Below are 18,201 nucleotides of genomic sequence, written 5' to 3'. Positions count from 1 at the left end.
AATCAGTGTTTGATAAACTAGCTATAAAAAAGCCCTTGTAAAACAAATCACAAGGGCTTCTACACACAACTTTTATTATAGCTTGTAACTAAAGCCTAACAAGTAAGTACGACCGTAATCTTGGTAGTCACGTACTTGTAGAGCATTATCGCCAGAAAGTGACGTAAACGGTTCTTCAGTTAAGTTTTGTACTTGAAACTGAACAGATAAACCTTCAAGGCTTTCAATGCCGGCCTCAGAGAAGTCATAACCTGCTTGAACATCCCAAATAGTTTCACCTAAAATATCAACTTGTTCAGTGTTAAAACCTAAACCATATACATCACCTTTAAAGGCACTGCGTTTGCGCATACTGGTACGTAATTGCATACCATGCATTTCGTAGTAAACTGTTAAGCTTTGAATTTTATCCGAAAGACCTGGTAGCTCGTAATCGTTACCGTTTTGATCTTCAATATCAGACTCAATACCAGTATGGCTGGCAATTAAACCAAAACCTTCAAGAGATGGATGGAATATTTTAAATGGTAACGCTAGTGAAAGCTCGTAACCATATAAATCGCCACCGCCGCCATTTATTTTACCGCTGCCTGTACCTGATGATGTTGCAGGAACTTCACCTGTTGAAGGGTCAGCTACACCTGACATATCAATTGCATACGTGCCGTCAAAAATCCACTGAGTTAAATCTTTATAGAAAAACGCAGCAGAGAAGTAACCTTCATCGCTAAAGTAATTCTCGTAAGTAAAATCGTAGCCGGTTGCTTCTTTAGGTTCTAAATTTGGGTTACCACCCGATACAGACCAATAGTTGCCATTTTCATCAGGTGTTTGATTATATGAAGCATTAACTGATGAATTCATTTCATCTAAGCGTGCACGAGAAATTGTTTTAGCAGCACCAAAACGTATCGTTTGTTGCTCATCAATCGCAAGTGACAAGTTTAAGCTAGGTAATACGTGCGAGTAATCATGACTTATGTTTGTAGGTGATGTAACAACCACACCATCAACAGTACTAAATGCATTACCTTGTGATGATTGATCAGTTTGTACATAACGCACGCCCACGTTACCCGTTAATGCAAGGCCGCTTACTTCAGCATTAATATTAGCTTGAACAAATGCAGAAGTAATTTCTTCTTTTACAGTCCACGATTTAGTCGCATGACTTGTATTTGTTAAGCTCTCTGCCAGTAAGTCGTAATAACCGTCGTTAACTAAGCCATTTACGTCATAAGCAATCATATCGCCCATGCCTATAAAACCTAAATCAACACTTCCGTTACGGTACTGTTCTGGCACATTAAGCATGCCTGGGTTATCAAGCGAAAAGCTAGATAACGTCATAAAGTAACCTTCTGAATCTTTTGTTTTCTCACGTTCTTTGTAAGACATACCAAATTCAATAGAACTTATGTACTCGTTTTCTAATACCTTTGAAGCCGCTATTTTTAATGTTGATAGCTCATCTTCAATGGTCGGTGCATTAATAAAACCATCTTGCGCTTGGTTTTCATACTCAGTACCAGTTAAACCATATTTATCGTTAAGTGCAGAGCTTGCACCCCACGATAGCGGGCCACCTAACTGTATTAAACCATAATCGCTATAATCTAAGTCATGAGTAAAACTTGCGCCGGTATTTCCACCATTAAATGTATAACCTAAGTTATCTGCAACACCGCGAGCATCACCACGCCCTGTACCTGAGTAACTCTCAACACTCCAGATTTTACGGTCTACTTGTGAATAACTTGCATCAAACTCTACTGACCACGAATCGTCAATATCATATTTAGTATTAAAACCAAAAGCTGTAAGTTCCGCTTCGCGTTCTTCATAATCGTTTCGAACTACTACACGTTGGCCTTGTGTTACTGCACTTGTTATAAAGCCAGATGCTTCATCAACTACAACACTATTTGCATCAATACTACCTTGACCCCATGCAAATGGAACTTCAATACCGCGTAGAATTTTTTCATCTGTAAAATCTACATATAACGCATCAAACGTCATGTTTAGTTTATCTGTAGGGGCGGCTTCAAGTACTAGCATTGCCGAATCACGCTCAAGGGTTGATGAACGTACAAATGGTTTAGCGCCGCCTAGAATTGAATAATCGTTACCATTTTCGGTGAATTCTGGGTAGCCCCATGAGTTCCAACGTTTTTCTTGATTTGGTGAACTCATTGTATTTAAAGCAAAGGCAACACCAATTGTATCGTCAGCAAACTGATCGATGTATGAGATAGTGCCTCGATAGCCGTCATCATTACCGTCTGGATTTAATTTACCAAAGCTGGTTTGCTCATACTGCCCATTTACTTGCACAACACGCTCGCCTTTACTTAAAGGGCGCACGGTTTGCATATTAATAACACCGGCAATGCCTTCAGCATCTATACTTGCATTTGGCGTTTTATAAACAGTTACACCGCTCATTATTTCTGATGGGTAAAGGTCAAACTCTACACCACGGTTATCACCAATCGATACTTGTTCACGACCATTAAACGTAGTACCACTTTCGTTTTCGCCAAAACCACGGATAGAGACACGACTTGCTCGGCCATCTAAGCGCTGAGCTGTTAAGCCTGGTAAACGTGCAATTGATTCAGCAATTGAAGAGTCTGGCAGCTTACCTATATCTTCTGCAGAAATAGATTCTACAACCTGTGTAGAAAAACGTTTTGTGTTGATTGATTCTACAACACTGCCACGAAAGCCTTTAACTTCGATAACTTCTACATCATCTTTTTTTATTGTATCTTCTTGAGCAGCCTGTGTAGCAAAGCTTGATAAGCCTGCAGCTGTTAATGCTAAAGTTAATATACTTGGTTTGAACATAGACATAATGTTTTCCCGTTACCCATATTGTGATACCCGCGTTCAATGTTTAAGTGATAGTTAAACAAGGCGAGCTAATTTTGTTGTCAGGATGAATATTAACGCCAGATTTATTTTATTAACAACTTTATGCATACGTATTCAACAATTTCAATGTAGCCTAACATTAACATACATTACACACATATAATTTTAACCATATGATTTTATTAAAAATAAACAAAACAAAAAACACTGAAAGAGCATGGCAGATTAAATCTATTTTGTAGAAAACTAATAGCCTTTCTACTTGAATGTAAACAAGATGAAATTAATTGGCACTGTTATATAACGTTTAAATAATTGCACATTTACTAAGTGTTAAATTGGTCAGACCATTTCTAGTAAAACCAAGGGTATATTTCCTTTATAGTACAAACTGTTAGGTTAAATTTAACTAAAAAATGAATGAATACCATAATTGGTAAACATTAAACACACAAAACGAACACCGCTAAAGATGCGCTAAGCGCTTATTTTAAATAATTTTATTGCATTATTTTTAGTGCATACGTATGCAGACTTTTTACAGAATTACAGGCTTCACGTATGCTTTTTGAAAATAACGTGATTAATCGTAATCACAATTAAGAATAGTCTAAATACTGTGTCGAATGACGGAGAAAAGCATGACCCAAAAGCAGTGGTATAAAGGTGCGGTTATTTATCAAGTTTATCCGCGTAGCTTTCAAGATAGCAACAACGATGGTATTGGTGACTTAAAAGGGATTATTAATCGTATTGATTACATTAAAAGCTTAGGCGTTGATGCAATTTGGATTTCACCTTTTTTCAAATCGCCGATGAAAGACTTTGGCTACGATATTAGTGACTACCGTGACATTGACCCGCTTTTTGGTGATTTAAACGATTTTGATGAACTTATTAGCCAAGCCCACGATCGCAACATTAAAATTATAATTGACCAAGTACTAAGCCATACATCAGATCAACACCAATGGTTTACAGATAGCCGCGAAAATCAAAATAACGATAAAGCGGATTGGTATGTTTGGGCTGAAGCTAAAGATGACGGCACATCACCTAATAATTGGCTGTCTATTTTTGGTGGTGGCGCGTGGCAGTGGGAACCTCGCCGTGGGCAATATTATTTGCATAACTTTTTAACCGAACAACCCGATTTAAACTTTCATAATCCTGACGTAAGACAAGCTGTACTTGATAACGTAGAGTTTTGGCTTAAAAAAGGCGTTGATGGCTTTAGATTAGATGCTATTAACTTTTGTTATCACGATGCACAACTTCGCGATAACCCAGCTAAACCAAAAGATAAGCGCCAGGGTCGTGGTTTTAGTGAAGATAACCCATACGCATTTCAGTATCATTACTACAACAACACTCAGCCAGAAAATATTGAGTTTATGCAAGACATTCGCACATTACTTAATAAATACCCAGGTACTGTATCGCTTGGCGAAATCTCATCAGAGGATTCATTGGCGACAATGGCACAGTACACCCAAGGTGGCGATAAGCTGCACATGGGATATAGCTTTGAGCTCTTAACAAATGATTATTCAAGTGAATATATTAGAACTACGGTTCAAACTCTTGAACAACGTATGACTGAGGGTTGGCCGTGTTGGGCATTTAGCAACCATGATGTAGAGCGCGTAGCAAGTCGCTGGAGCGAAAATGGCGAAATAAACCCTCAGCAATGTAAAATGTTAACCGCCCTACTTGCCTCCCTTCGTGGCAGTGTATGTATGTACCAAGGTGAAGAATTAGGTTTAGGTGAAGCAAGTGTTGCCTTTGAAGACTTACAAGACCCATATGGCATAACATTTTGGCCTAATTTTAAAGGGCGTGATGGCTGTAGAACGCCAATGCCTTGGGAGCAAGCTGATTCACCTCATGCGGGTTTTAGTGACGTAAAACCTTGGCTACCTGTTGATGATGCACACAAACAGCAATCAGTCGCTGTGCAAACTAATGATAGCCACTCAATTTTAAACGCCTATCGTGAGTTTATGGCGTGGCGCAAAAGCCAAACTGTTTTACTAGAGGGTGATATTGAGTTTATTGAAACGCCTGAGCCTGTGCTTGCTTTTTATAGAACGCTTGGACCGCAAAAAATGCTGTGCATATTTAATCTAAGCTCTCAACAAACAAGTATTGATATGCCAACATCAATCGTTAAAGAATACAATGAGCTTAGCCACCACAGCGCAAAATTAAGCCAAGACACACTTACGCTTGAGCCTTTCGCTTGCTTTTATGCAAAGTGTTAATGACATCAATAATTACACTTAATATTACAGCTAAGCTCTAAACATAAAAAGCCCAAGTAAATTACTTGGGCTTTTTTGTGCGTTTAATTTTTCTAATGACTTTGGGTTTTACTGTTTAAGTAGTCAGTTAAAGCAAATAAAACGCCTGACATTACAAACGTAACATGAATAGTCACTTTCCAAAGTAGCTCATCACTTGGATATGCGCCTGAGTTTATAAATACTTTTAATAACTCAACAGCAGAAATAGCGACTATCGCACTTATTAATTTCATCTTTAGACCTGAAAAACCAACTTTTCCCATCCAAGATGGTCTGTCTTCATGATTATCAATATTAAGCTTAGAAACAAAGTTCTCGTAACCGCTAAATGTAATGATCAGCAATAACCCCGCTAATAATGCCGTATCAACTAAAGTTAGAATACCGACAAGTAACTCTTGATTCGTTGCTGTAAATGTCGCAATACCCATTAAATAAAGCTGCTTAAAAAACTTTATTAACAACAGTACAACTGCAAATAGTAAACCCACAAAAAATGGGGCTAGTAGCCAACGCCCTTTAAAAATAAAAGATTCTAATGCATGCTCTACTTTATTAGCTTGGCGTGGTTTTTTATTAGGGGTGTGTGATGACATTGATTTGTCTTTTAATTAAAAAAGCGACCTTAGCTTATAAACCACTGCAACACAATGCTGCGAAATCCTGACAAGTAAATTACTCATCCTCACGATAAAAAAATTTCGTTATCTTTTATTTCGTTTTCGTTTAAAAATCAGTATACCAACAGAGTTGTTCTGGATTGGGCACTACTGATTTAAACCTAATCTTAAACTGGGTAAATCAGTCATCACACCATTTTTTTAGGAATAAACGAATGAAAAAAGCATTGCTAGCATTAATCGTAGCTCCACTATTTGCAGTATCTGCGACTTACGCGGTAGCAGACGATGCGCCAACAGCTTCAGCCGAAATGGTAAAAGAATACACAGAAATGTGTGTTAACTGGGCTAAAGATGATGACGTAAGCAATGAAGAGCTAAATGCCTACGTATTAAAATGCGTAAATGATGAGCTTGAATCTGAAGGCTATAAAAAAGTATCTTCTGTTAAGATTTAATCATACCAATTGCATTAAATTAGTGATCTATTTTAGCGCTAAGAAAATAGCTCAATAGCAAGTGAAATAGCATGGCATATAGTTTTTTTATATGAATGTTTTTTAACGCAGTGAGTGGGTTATTTAGTGCAATATAATGACCATTTTTTTAATAAAACTGGTATCTCCAATACGCTTAGTTGAATGTACTGCTAATAAAGCCGTTGCGAAAACATTTAACTAGGCACAAAAAAACCGGAATAGACACAAGCTGTGCGTTCCGGTTTTTTTATAGTTTTTTAAAACCTATAAAAAGTTATGAATAAGCGATAACGTGCTTATTCATCTTCTTTTTTAGCTTTCGCTTTAGGCTTTGCTTTAGCTGGTGCCTTTTTTGCAGCAGCTTTCTTTTTAGGTGCTGCCTTTTTCTTCGCTTCTTCTGTCCATTTACCTGCTTCATAATGAGCAGTCCAGCCAGTAGCTTTACCGTCAACTTCAGTCATAACATACTGAGCTTTATTTTTACGGCTGTAGCGTACAACAGCAAGATTACCATCAGGATCTTTAGCAGGTGCATCTGCTAAGTAATAAAACTTAGGCGAGATACGGTCTCTAAAGCGTTTTAACTCTTCTACCTTAGGTGCACGTGTTTCACGAGACTTAGGAAAAGTATTTGCAGCTAAGAATATACCAGCGGCGCCATCACGTAATACGAAATACGCATCTGACTTTTCACACTCTAACTCAGTAATGTGAACAGGATCTTCTTTTGGTGGAGCAGCTTCGCCACTTTTAAGTAGTTTACGTGTGTTTTTACACTCGTCATTATTACAGCCAAAGTACTTACCAAAACGACCCGATTTAAGTTCCATGTCAGAGCCACATTTATCACATTCGATAATTGGTCCGTCATAGCCTTTAATTTTAAAGGTACCTTCTTCAACTATATGCCCTTTACATGCGGGGTTATTACCACACACATGTAATTTACGGGTTTCGTCGATTAGGTATGAATCCATTGCAGTTTCACAAATAGGACAACGCTTCATCTGCATTAACTTTTCAGTTTCTACATCTTCTACATCAGCTGCAACTGCTTCATCACCCGACACTAAGTTCATTGTTGTAGTACAACGCTCTTTTGGCGGAAGGCTGTAACCAGTACACCCTAAGAAAACACCAGTTGATGCCGTTCGTATACCCATTTTTCGGCTACACGTAGGACACTCAATATCAGTTTCAACCATCTCGTTAAGACGCATACCACCGTTCTCTGGCTCGTCTTTAGCGACAGTTAATTGCGTTGAAAAATCAGCATAAAACTTATCTAGAACTTGAGTCCATACACGCTCGCCTTCAGCGATATCATCTAAACGGCCTTCCATTTTAGCTGTAAAATCAAAGTTCATTAAATCAGTAAAATTTTCAACCAAGCGATCGGTAACTATTTCACCCATTTTTTCAGCGAAGAAACGGCGGTTTTCTACACGTACATAACCACGATCTTGAATCGTTGATATAATTGACGCATAAGTAGATGGACGACCAATACCGCGTTTTTCAAGCTCTTTTACTAAACTTGCTTCACTAAAGCGCGCTGGCGGTTTAGTAAAATGTTGCTTAGGATCGAGTTCGATTAAAGTAAGGACTTCACCTTCTTTAACAGCCGGTAGTGATTGATCTTCTTCGTTTTTCTTACGTATCGCAGGTTGTACTTTTGTCCAACCATCAAAGCGGAGCACACGGCCTTTCGCTTTAAGCTGGAAGTCGTTAGCTGCAACAGTTAGTGTTGTTAAATCGTATTCAGCAGGTACCATTTGGCACGCTACAAACTGACGCCAAATTAGCTCGTACAGCTTTTTAGCATCGGCGTCTACACCTTCAACATGACCTGATAACACGGTAACGCTTGAAGGACGTATTGCCTCATGCGCTTCTTGTGCATTGCCTTTAGAGCTGTAGCTAATTGGATCTTTTGGTAAGTATTTAGCACCAAACTCGTTTGTTACATACTCACGACACATTTCAACGGCATCTTTTGAAAGATTAGTTGAATCGGTACGCATATACGTAATATAACCGCCTTCATACAAACGCTGAGCAAGCATCATGGTCTTTTTAACGCCATAACCTAAACGTGTACTTGCCGCTTGCTGCATGGTTGAAGTAATTAATGGCGCACTTGGGCGACTTTTACTTGGTTTTTCTTCAACGCTAATTACTTTGTATTCTGCATTCTCAAGGCTTTTAACCGCTGCGCTAGCCTGAGCTTCATTTACAGGCTTAAAAGGCTTTCCTGCTTGTTTGGCTACTTCTAAACGTAACTCAGACTCAGTATTTTTAACGTCAGCATGGATATCCCAAAATTCTTCAGGGATAAACGCCTTAATTTCACGCTCACGCTCTACTAATAAACGTACCGCAACAGACTGAACTCGTCCTGCAGAAAGTCCACGGGCCACTTTAGCCCACAATAATGGTGATACCATAAAGCCAACAACACGGTCTAAAAAGCGACGTGTTTGCTGAGCATAAACCATATCAGTATTAAGCTCGCCAGGTGTTTCAAACGCTTGCTGTATTGCGTTTTTAGTAATTTCGTTAAAAACTACGCGCTTATACTTAGCAGGATCACCACCAATGATTTCTTGAAGGTGCCAAGCAATTGCTTCCCCTTCTCTATCCAAATCCGTTGCGAGATATATTTGGTCTGCATTTTCAGCCAGCTTTTGTAATTCTTGAACAACTTTTTCTTTACCAGGCAGTATTTCGTAATGCGGATCCCAGCCTTGGTTTGGGTCTATACCCATACGCGCGACTAAGTTTGTATAATCTCGTTGCTTTTTATACGCTGCTTTCTCTTCAGGTTCCATTTTACGAACTTCTGCTGGCGTTTTAGTTGCCGGCACTTTAGCTTTGCTCGAACCTGAAGTAGGTAAATCTCGTACATGCCCAATACTGGACTTTACGATGAAGTCATTACCTAAATATTTATTAATTGTTTTAGCCTTAGCAGGAGACTCTACAATTACTAGCGATTTGCCCATAGTTGCCTATTTCTAACCAAATATTGAAAATGTGTTTTGCCGACATAAGCGGCGCGAATATTTATAGGTATATCTACAAACACTAGTTGTTACAAGCTTTTAATACAAACTTTTCAGTATTTACTGAATAAACGAACAATTTTTGTCGTTAAATTAAACAAACTAGTGTTTTTAGATTAATTGATGTGGAATATATAGAACAGAAACAAAAATGCCAACCTAAAGGTTGGCATTTTTTATTTTAAACGATTATAAATCATCTTTTACTGTAACTGAAAATGGAGATACTAAACCAGACGGAGCCTTAACTGAAATATTTAAGCTACCCGATGGACTATCGTTACCACCTGTTAGAGGTTCCCGTTTAATACCAAATGAAACACCTACTGGGATAAAGCTCGTAGTATTTGGAAATACATAACTAGTTTCACCAGTAAGTTCACCGTTATCAGTACTAATAGATACCTCAGTACCTGCAGGCAGAGGATTGTTATATATATCTGCAATATACAAAATCAAACTAACACTACCAGTCCCCGTTGCACTCTGGGTTAAATCTATTTCACTGACTTCACACATCTGCTGACTTGCGAGGTCACTTTGTGAACGACGTACTAATGGACTATTAGGATCACTATTTACATGCACATCAGATGCTTTTACGCCTACAGCAGTTGCACAGTTATCATCATACGCTACTAGCCTAAAGAATGCTGTATCACCCGACATTACAATCTCTTGATTTTGAAATACATTAACCATCTGGCGGCTACATAGTCCTGCGGTTTCATCTTCTTCACGACACAATAAGCCATTGTATAAACTGTTTTGTTCAGTCCAAGAGCCATTACCATCAAAATCTACGAACTCTTCAAACTCATCACCTGTTGAATTGTCACGAGAACATAGATCTTTTCCATCACTACAATCTTTACCGCCAAAAGTGCTATCTTCATTGTTATCAATAAAAGCTTCTGTGATATCAAATAAATCGCCAAAAAAATCTGTGCTATCAAAGTAGCCATTACCATTAAGATCTGAGAATGTTTCTTCGCCAATAGCATAAGCAAGCACTGTTGCTCGACCACCTAGAGGTAAATCCACAGTTAAATTATTCTTTAAAATACCTAATGGACAAGGTAAACCACCATCACATTTTTGTGCAATTGTATTCTCGTACATTGAATCAGTAAAAGGCCGAGGATTGGTGCTTGTCCATGTGACACTACAAGCGCCATTGGTAGTTGTACAGCTCGGTTCGATAACACCTCCTTCAGTAATAAAAGTGACGGCCGTACCATCTGGAACAGGATTGTTAAAATGATCCGCTAGTCGAGCGTTAACTAACACCTCCGTACCATCAATATTTAAAGCATGTGGATTGAAAATAGAACGCGATAATGAAAAGCTATTTTGATCAGCAATACCTGTACTGACAACAAGAATATCTGAAGGAGCCGTTACAATAACTGAAGGGTTATCTTCATCAACACTAGATGCAATAACACGCACAGGTGTAGGCACCGAGCCCGATAACACAGATGTACTTACTTCGCCGCTCGCACTTGTAATAGCAGAAGAAGTACCTAAAGTAATTCCACCTACGCTAGTTGATAATTCAAAATCAACCGTTCTTGAGGCTAAATCGTTACCATTTGAATCGACAAGTTTGAATGTTACGTCTGAAATTTCGGTTCTGTCTGCACCGCCAGTACCCTTTAAGGCAATTACAGGCTCTGTAACTTTAATAAACTGTAAAAATCCGATATTTGCAGGTGATACATTAATTGTTGTATTTGCAGAGACCGTATCGCCACCAGTAATAACCGTGGCAGTAATTATATCGCCACCAACACAGGTGAGAGGTCGGTATGTTGAGCGAGCAAAACCACCAATACTAGCCACCGTTTTATCAATTATTGCCTGTCCTGAACTTACACAACCAGATGAGAACTCAACAGTTAATGGATTTGTGTATAATTCACCATCTTTAGAGATTTCAATAGAGACTAAAGCAGTAGCTCCTGCCGCTAATAACTCATCATCGGCAATAGAGCTTGAAATAGAAATTTCAATATCTACAGCAGCAATTTGAAAGGCCTTAGTTAAGTTACTCTCAAGTACAGACACGGTGATTTCACCTGCCCCTACGTCTTGTCCAGGAACTATATCGAGTAGTGCTATACCATTAGCATCTGTAATTGCAGTTCCTGTGGTCGGTGAAATTGAACCAATAGTTGTAGTTGCAGTAACTAGTGTTTGAGTAAGTGGTGTTGTAGAGTTTTTATTGGTAACTTTAATATATATTATGGCAGATGAGTCACCAGAAATACTGGTGACTTCATCACATTTAGAAGGGTCTCTTGCTGTTTTAAAAGTTGTTGGGCAATTTTCTAAAATAGAAAAGCTAATATCAGCAGTACTTTGTTCTGGGTTTACAGCATCACCTCTAGTATAAAAGCCTAAAGTTTGCTCCACACCTTCATATTTCGCAGTTATTACACCAGCTCCTTCGACAGTACCTGACGTTAAGTTAAGTGAAGCAATACCATTTTCGCCTGTTAAAGCAGTTCCAATGCTTGGGATCAAGTTACCCAGGGTAGAAGAAAAATTAACAACTGCGCCCTTTACTTTAATACCATCACCATCAAGAATAGTTGCTTTAAGCACACCGCTATCCGCTGCACTTATAGTACTGATTTCGGTCAATGTCGTCGAAGACGTAAGGCTCAGATCTATAGAAAAGTCTAGGGACTCACCTTGAATAGGTGCATCCCCTTCAGTAGTAAAAGTATAACCATCTGAGCTATAAACAGTATTATCATTATCAGTGTAAGTAGCAACTACAGAACCCGCTCCTGCTTCAGTACCTGCTAGAAGGCTTATTGTTGCAATGCCTTTATCATTTGTTAATGCAGTTCCGTTAGTTGGATTGATTGTTCCTAGCCCGGTTAGTTCGAATTCAACTAATTTAAATGCTGCAGGCTCCCCATTAATTATGAGTTCTACTTGAGCTGTGAGAGGGTTTGAGTATTCAACATTTCGAGAAGTATCACCTGAAGTGTTTATTACTGTGATATTTAACTGAGGATCTGTTGACTGAGTACCATCCGATTCAAAAGCAAATGTATCAGTGTAACTCACACTATCAATAGTAAAAGTTGCTGTAACTACACCTGCTCCTATATTCGAGCCTGCTATCAGTTCAATTGTGGCTACACCATCTGATCCAGTAAGAGCAGTTCCTGATGTAGGATTTAGCTCGCCAATAGTATCTGCTAATGCAAATGTTATTCGCTCTCCTGAAAGAGCATCACCATCCTCATTAACTAAGCTAGCTCTTAATTCTAATGGTGCGTTAGCAGTCACATTATTAGATTCAGTATCACTTGCTTTCAAATAACCTTTTAGGCTTAAAGTATATGTTGATGTTTCCGTCGTAGAATCACCATCACCAATAGAACCATCTTTTTCAAGTGACCCACCGCCACCACAAGCTGTAAGAAAAAAACTGAGCAATGAGATGCTGAGTAGTCGCATTAAAGGCATAAACCTCTCCCTAGCGTTGTTATTATAATCAAAATTAATTCCTGCTTAATATTAACCTATAACTTAGTCTAAAATCACAGTTTTTTATTACTTTTTTGAGTGAAATATTTTTAAATAAATACTAACTTTTTCTGTAGTAAATATTTCCTTGCTGGTAGTCTATGGCAAATTTATAAAATGTAGATCAGGAAATATGTCAAAAATCCGTTCAATGAGTTTAACCACTCGCATCATGATTGGTATGGCGCTTGGGGTTACAGTAGGTTTTATATTTCAGGCTATATTAGCTGGTGAAGACGATTATCTAATACCACTTGGGTTATTCTCTTTGCCAATTAAAGCCTTTTTTGTTGATGGTATTTTCCATGTTGGTGGTCAAATATTCATTGCCAGCTTGAAAATGTTAGTGGTGCCTCTTGTTTTTGTATCGCTTGTTTGTGGTACCTGTAGCTTAAGTGACCCTAAAAAATTAGGTCGCCTAGGTGGTAAATCTATTGGTTTATACTTATTAACGACGGCTATTGCTATAACAGTCGCAATTACACTTGCCTTATTATTTAGCCCAGGTGAAGGTATAAGCTTGCCATCTAATGCAACTTACGACGCGAAAGAAGCGCCTACCCTAGCGCGTGTAATTATAGATATGTTTCCTACAAACCCTTTTGAAGCGATGGCCAAAGGTAATATGCTTCAAGTTATTGTGTTTGCACTTTTATTTGGTGTAGCAATGGCATTAAGTGGTAAAGCAGGAAAGCGTGTTGCTACCGTATTTGAAGATTTAAACACTGTGATTTTAAAACTAGTTACGCTTTTAATGAATATTGCCCCTTATGGCGTGTTCTTTTTAATGGCAAAACTGTTTACAACAATTGAGCTTAACTTAATTGTGAGCTTAGCTAAGTACTTTGGCGTTGTAGTGCTTGCACTGTTATTACATGCTTTTGTAAACTACACATTGCTTTTAAAAATATTAACGGGCTTAAACCCACTTATTTTCTTAGCAAAAATGAAGCACACATGCTTATTTGCATTTAGTACCTCGAGCTCAAGCGCAACTATGCCTATTACACTTGAAACTGCTACTAAAAAATTAGGTGCTAATAACTCGGTTGCCTCATTTACTATCCCACTGGGTGCTACCATTAACATGGATGGCACTGCCATCATGCAAGGTGTGGCTACCGTGTTCATTGCACAAGTGTTTAGTGTCGATTTGACAATATCTGATTATCTAATGGTTATATTAACAGCAACACTTGCCTCTGTAGGTACAGCAGGCGTACCTGGTGTTGGTTTAATAATGCTGGCAATGGTACTTAACCAAGTTGGCTTACCTGTAGAAGGGATTGCAATTATTATCGGTGTAGATAGATTACTTGATATGACACGTACAGCAGTTAATGTAACCGGCGATTGTATGGTTACCTGTGTTGTTGCCAAGTCTGAAGGTGAGCTAGATGAGAGCATATTTAACGATCCTAATGCAGCTAAAGACTTAGAAGATTATCATAAATCTATTGACTCATAAGCTACATTTATACAGCTATAAAAAAACCTTGATGCAATCCATCAAGGTTTTTTTTCGAGTAAAAATAATTAAACTGAATCCTGAAAAAGATTCTAATCTAAGGATTTAACGACTTAAACTTAGAAAGTAAGTTTATTCCCACTTTATTTACACCACTACTCAAGCCAAGAGCTAGCTTATCGCTCAGCCCTTTTTTAACTTTGTATTTAATCTTATAAATTTGACGCTCATGTTGTTGCTCTAGCAATGCATCATCACTCGTTTTTATTACGTCTACCAAGCCTTTATCTATCGCTTGAGTTGCAAACCAATGCTCACCTGTCGCAACTAAGTTTATATCTAAGCTTGGACGTTGAGTGCTTACAAACGTTTTAAATAAATCATGTGTTTGTTCAATTTCTTCACGAAATTTTTCACGGGCCTTATCTGTGTTTTCACCAAATAAAGTAAGTGTGCGTTTAAATTCACCTGCTGTTATTTGCTCAAATTCAACATCATTTTTCTTTAATATTTTATTAAAGTTAGGTATTTGAGCTATCACACCAATAGATCCAACTATTGCAAAAGGCGCTGCAAGTATCTCATCCGCGACACACGCCATCATGTAACCACCACTTGCTGCCACTTTATCAATTGCAACACTCAGAGGAATACCCGCACTTTTAATACGCTGTAACTGAGATGCAGCAAGTCCGTAGCCATGTACAACACCGCCACCACTTTCTAAACGAATAAGTACTTTGTCTTTACTTGGATCGGCAATAGAGATAATGGCTGTAATTTCTTCTCGCAGGCTTTCTACTTCGTGAGCGTCCATACTACCCACAAAGTCAATTACATATAAACGAGGTTTAGGCTCATCTTTATCTGCTTTTTTACTCTTTGATTTAAGTTGTTTTTGATGCGCTTTAAGCTCTTTTTTACCCAACGTATTTTGTAAAAAACTTTCTTTAAGTTCAACTAGCTGCTCTGATATATCGTCAATTTGTATTTCACCTTTTTTGGCCTTTGGCTTAACTGCAGCGCCAACTATTAGCATTAAAATAACTGCTATAGCGATAACAAAAGTGACTGTCTTAGCAAAAAACAAACCGTACTCGTATAAAAATTCCAACAGGTTTCTCCATTTATAAATTTCAGCTAATTTAGCATGCTTTAAAGCAAAAAAAAGCCACTTTTCAGTGGCTTTTAAAGGTTAATTATTTTACTGGTTATTAATCAGTCACAATCTCAGGATTTGACACTAATAACATCCGTCCGCGAGCAGCTAAGTAAGTTGCTACTTGTAACTGCATTTCTGCATTAGCAGCTGCACTGCCTTCAACAGTCGAAGCCTCTGCAGCATCTTGAGCTGGCGTTAAAATAGAACCATGATGGCCAGTCGTAAATTTAACTAAATAGCTCGAAGGTGTTTCACTCAATGCTTGCGAAGAGCTTACTGTTTCAAGACCCATCAAGTTAGCTAATGGAATTGTGCCAGAAATAGGATTATTAGCTGCCATTGGTGGTATCACTTGGTCAGGCTTGTTATCAACACCATCACCCACAACAACATTAGTATAAACAGGAGTACCTAATGCTTTCACAGTGGCTGCGTAGTTCGTTGGGTCGCCACTATCTAATGCTGTTTGCGCCGCAAAAGCAAACTGAGTAAACACTCCTTGAATGTTAGTAAGTTTAGTCGTTTCACCCGCAGTGGTAAGTGATGCAATATATTCGCTGTAACCACACGTTAAATAAGCTTCCATATCCTCCGATGCCAATGAACCACAGTTAGAAAGTGCAGCGCCCTGTAAGTAAACGTTAAGTTCATCAGTTTCTGTTGTACCCGCTTGTGAAAGTACTGAACCTTGAATAAATGGACCAAACGCAGCAGATTCAAGTAAGAAACTTGCTATACCGCCACCACCACTTGCAAGCGCTACCGTGTTTACATTAAATAACGGATCAAGCGTTTCTGCCATTGGCGTATTAGCTTGAGCAATAAATGCTGGAGCAACAATAGAACCTAGCGAATGCCCAATGTAGGTAACGTCTTTACTATTAATAGTTGTATCGTTGATAAAGTTTAGGCCTAAACGAAGGCCTAATAAATCAGCAGCCGATTGACGTAAGCTATCACGTGCAACAAGCAATGAACTTAAGTTCATGTAACTAAGTACAGAGCCCGTTGTTGCATTAAAGTCGTCTGTTCCATCATCAACATCTATTCCACGCTCACCATGTCTTGGATGGTCAATAGCAACCGTTGCAAAGCCTTGAATAGAAAGCTGCGCAGTTAAAGCAAGCATACTTTCTTTTTGTGTTGTAATGCCGTGCTGCATAATCACAACAGGCCAACCACCTTCTGGGATACTTTCAAGCTCAGGTAAACCATAAGCTGAACGATAAACATTTATATCAGCTAAAATTGGCTTTGTAATTTGTACAGGTATAGTCTCATTGCTTTGAGCTAATGGAACTGGGTTATATTTAGTTAAATGCCGAGTAATATCTATTTTTGGATAGTCATGTAGACGGGTATTTATTTGCTGACAAACGTCTTCATAAGGCCCTTCGTCAAACATAGTTGCATCAATATCTTCTTCTTTACCCTCATCTCGTAACTTTTGATCCGCGGCTAACTGATTTAATACTGCAACAGGGCTTGAACACATTGCTTTCCAGTATGTGTCATTCAAAGCGCTTATATCGGTACCTGTAGGTGTGCCTAGATACATTGGTAAAGTAATTTCACCTTTAATGTATTCAACAGCATCAAATGGTGCAAAAGTAGCTATGTCTGGAAAACCTAAAAAATCTTTAACCGTTTCTTCAGACTCTGTGATAGTTATTTTTGGTATGGTTGCAGGGTTTCTCAAACTACCAGCTAACAATTGCTTAATAGTACCAAGTACTGGCCCTGCTGATTGAATAGTCATTGCGCTAGAAAAAATAATATCGTCTTTTGAAATATCGCCTGAACTAACTACTACATTTTCGTAGCTATTTACAGCACCTTGCAAACCAAGTTGGGCTTCTGTAATTAACGGCGCTTCTTCACTCACAGAGGCATAAGTAGATGAAGGCTCAATAGAACGACCTAAAGAATCCTTAAGCGCTGTAGTTAATACATTGATGTATGAGCTACCGGCCGTAAAAGGTTTTAAAGGTATAATAGCAACGCCATCACCTGAAGCTTGAGTAACAAAGTCAACACCAAAAGTAAGCTCACCGACCAATTTACAAGCAGTACCGGCAGCTACAACTGAACATTCTGCATCAGTTAAACTTGCACCCATTACAACTTCAAAAATTCTTACTGTACCTGGGGTCCCAGCAGACGCTTCATCTAAACTCACATTTGGTGGGAATGTTAAATCGATTTTATAAGGAACCTGCGAAGACCAACCATCAAGTGCACCTAGTGCAAGTTGAGGGTTTGCATAAGCTGCGCGCGAAATAGACACATTGTTGTCATCTAATTCACCAGGAATATTAAGTGTACCGTCTTGAGTTCCACTCATTAATAAATCATTAGGTACCGATAAGATACCTGCTGCTGGATCAAATGTAACTGTTGCTGTTGGGATAACTGGTGCTGTGTCGTTTTTGACATCTGTTAACGTTTCTCCACCGCCACAACCTGCTAAAGCAGCTGTAACCGAGAGTGAAAGTAGCATTTTTTTCATATTGTTGGCTCCGCACGTATTTTATTTTTATAGTGTGTTTAATCAGTGTATTAAGTTAAAACAATGTAATCAGGTTATTAATGAGACATTAGACCAGTTAAACTTAACGTAAAGTTTCTATTTTCGCCACCTAATTTTACAATAAATTCGATTACTTCACGTT

General features: G+C 38.5%; 9 protein-coding genes. 3 read left to right on the top strand and 6 right to left on the bottom strand.

Annotation, left to right across the window (positions count from 1 at the left end; genetic code table 11):
* Positions 1 to 75: 75 nt before the first annotated feature.
* Positions 76 to 2,859 carry a TonB-dependent receptor gene (locus I6F42_RS05535; protein ID WP_007582601.1) on the bottom strand — a complete coding sequence of 928 codons (2,784 nt, stop codon included), beginning with the start codon at positions 2,857 to 2,859 and terminating at the stop codon, positions 76 to 78.
* Positions 2,860 to 3,521: 662 nt separating this feature from the next.
* Between I6F42_RS05535 and I6F42_RS05530 the strand changes: the two genes are divergently transcribed.
* Positions 3,522 to 5,144, top strand: coding sequence for an alpha-glucosidase family protein (locus I6F42_RS05530; protein WP_197151341.1), 1,623 nt, complete (start codon positions 3,522 to 3,524; stop codon positions 5,142 to 5,144).
* A 92-nt stretch (positions 5,145 to 5,236) separates the two neighbouring features.
* On the opposite strand, the gene I6F42_RS05525 is transcribed toward I6F42_RS05530, so the two are convergent.
* On the bottom strand, positions 5,237 to 5,782 hold the full coding sequence (locus I6F42_RS05525; RefSeq protein WP_007582598.1) for a TIGR00645 family protein: 546 nt from the start codon (positions 5,780 to 5,782) through the stop codon (positions 5,237 to 5,239).
* A gap of 239 nt (positions 5,783 to 6,021) precedes the next feature.
* Here I6F42_RS05525 and I6F42_RS05520 point away from each other — a divergent pair, with 239 nt between their 5' ends.
* Positions 6,022 to 6,264: a hypothetical protein gene (locus tag I6F42_RS05520; protein ID WP_007582596.1), complete on the top strand. Its 243-nt coding sequence runs from the start codon at positions 6,022 to 6,024 to the stop codon at positions 6,262 to 6,264.
* 317 nt (positions 6,265 to 6,581) lie between these two features.
* On the opposite strand, the gene topA is transcribed toward I6F42_RS05520, so the two are convergent.
* The gene (gene topA, locus I6F42_RS05515) at positions 6,582 to 9,290 is read right to left on the bottom strand and encodes a type I DNA topoisomerase (RefSeq protein WP_024592543.1); all 2,709 of its coding nucleotides are present in this window, start codon (positions 9,288 to 9,290) and stop codon (positions 6,582 to 6,584) included.
* 249 nt (positions 9,291 to 9,539) lie between these two features.
* Entirely contained in the window at positions 9,540 to 12,839 is a 3,300-nt protein-coding gene (locus tag I6F42_RS05510) for an Ig-like domain-containing protein (RefSeq protein ID WP_197151340.1), read from the bottom strand.
* 193 nt (positions 12,840 to 13,032) lie between these two features.
* Here I6F42_RS05510 and I6F42_RS05505 point away from each other — a divergent pair, with 193 nt between their 5' ends.
* On the top strand, positions 13,033 to 14,367 hold the full coding sequence (locus tag I6F42_RS05505) for a dicarboxylate/amino acid:cation symporter (RefSeq protein ID WP_007582590.1): 1,335 nt from the start codon (positions 13,033 to 13,035) through the stop codon (positions 14,365 to 14,367).
* A 97-nt stretch (positions 14,368 to 14,464) separates the two neighbouring features.
* On the opposite strand, the gene sohB is transcribed toward I6F42_RS05505, so the two are convergent.
* Positions 14,465 to 15,481 carry a protease SohB gene (sohB, locus tag I6F42_RS05500; protein ID WP_007582588.1) on the bottom strand — a complete coding sequence of 339 codons (1,017 nt, stop codon included), beginning with the start codon at positions 15,479 to 15,481 and terminating at the stop codon, positions 14,465 to 14,467.
* Between the two features lie 100 nt (positions 15,482 to 15,581).
* Positions 15,582 to 18,038, bottom strand: a complete 2,457-nt coding sequence (locus I6F42_RS05495; RefSeq protein WP_197151337.1) for a VolA/Pla-1 family phospholipase — start codon at positions 18,036 to 18,038, stop codon at positions 15,582 to 15,584.
* Positions 18,039 to 18,201: the final 163 nt, after the last annotated feature.

The organism is Pseudoalteromonas sp. SWYJZ12, assembly GCF_015864395.1.
GTDB classification, from domain to species: domain Bacteria; phylum Pseudomonadota; class Gammaproteobacteria; order Enterobacterales; family Alteromonadaceae; genus Pseudoalteromonas; species Pseudoalteromonas arctica.
This window is presented reverse-complemented; position numbering and strand designations above follow the sequence as displayed.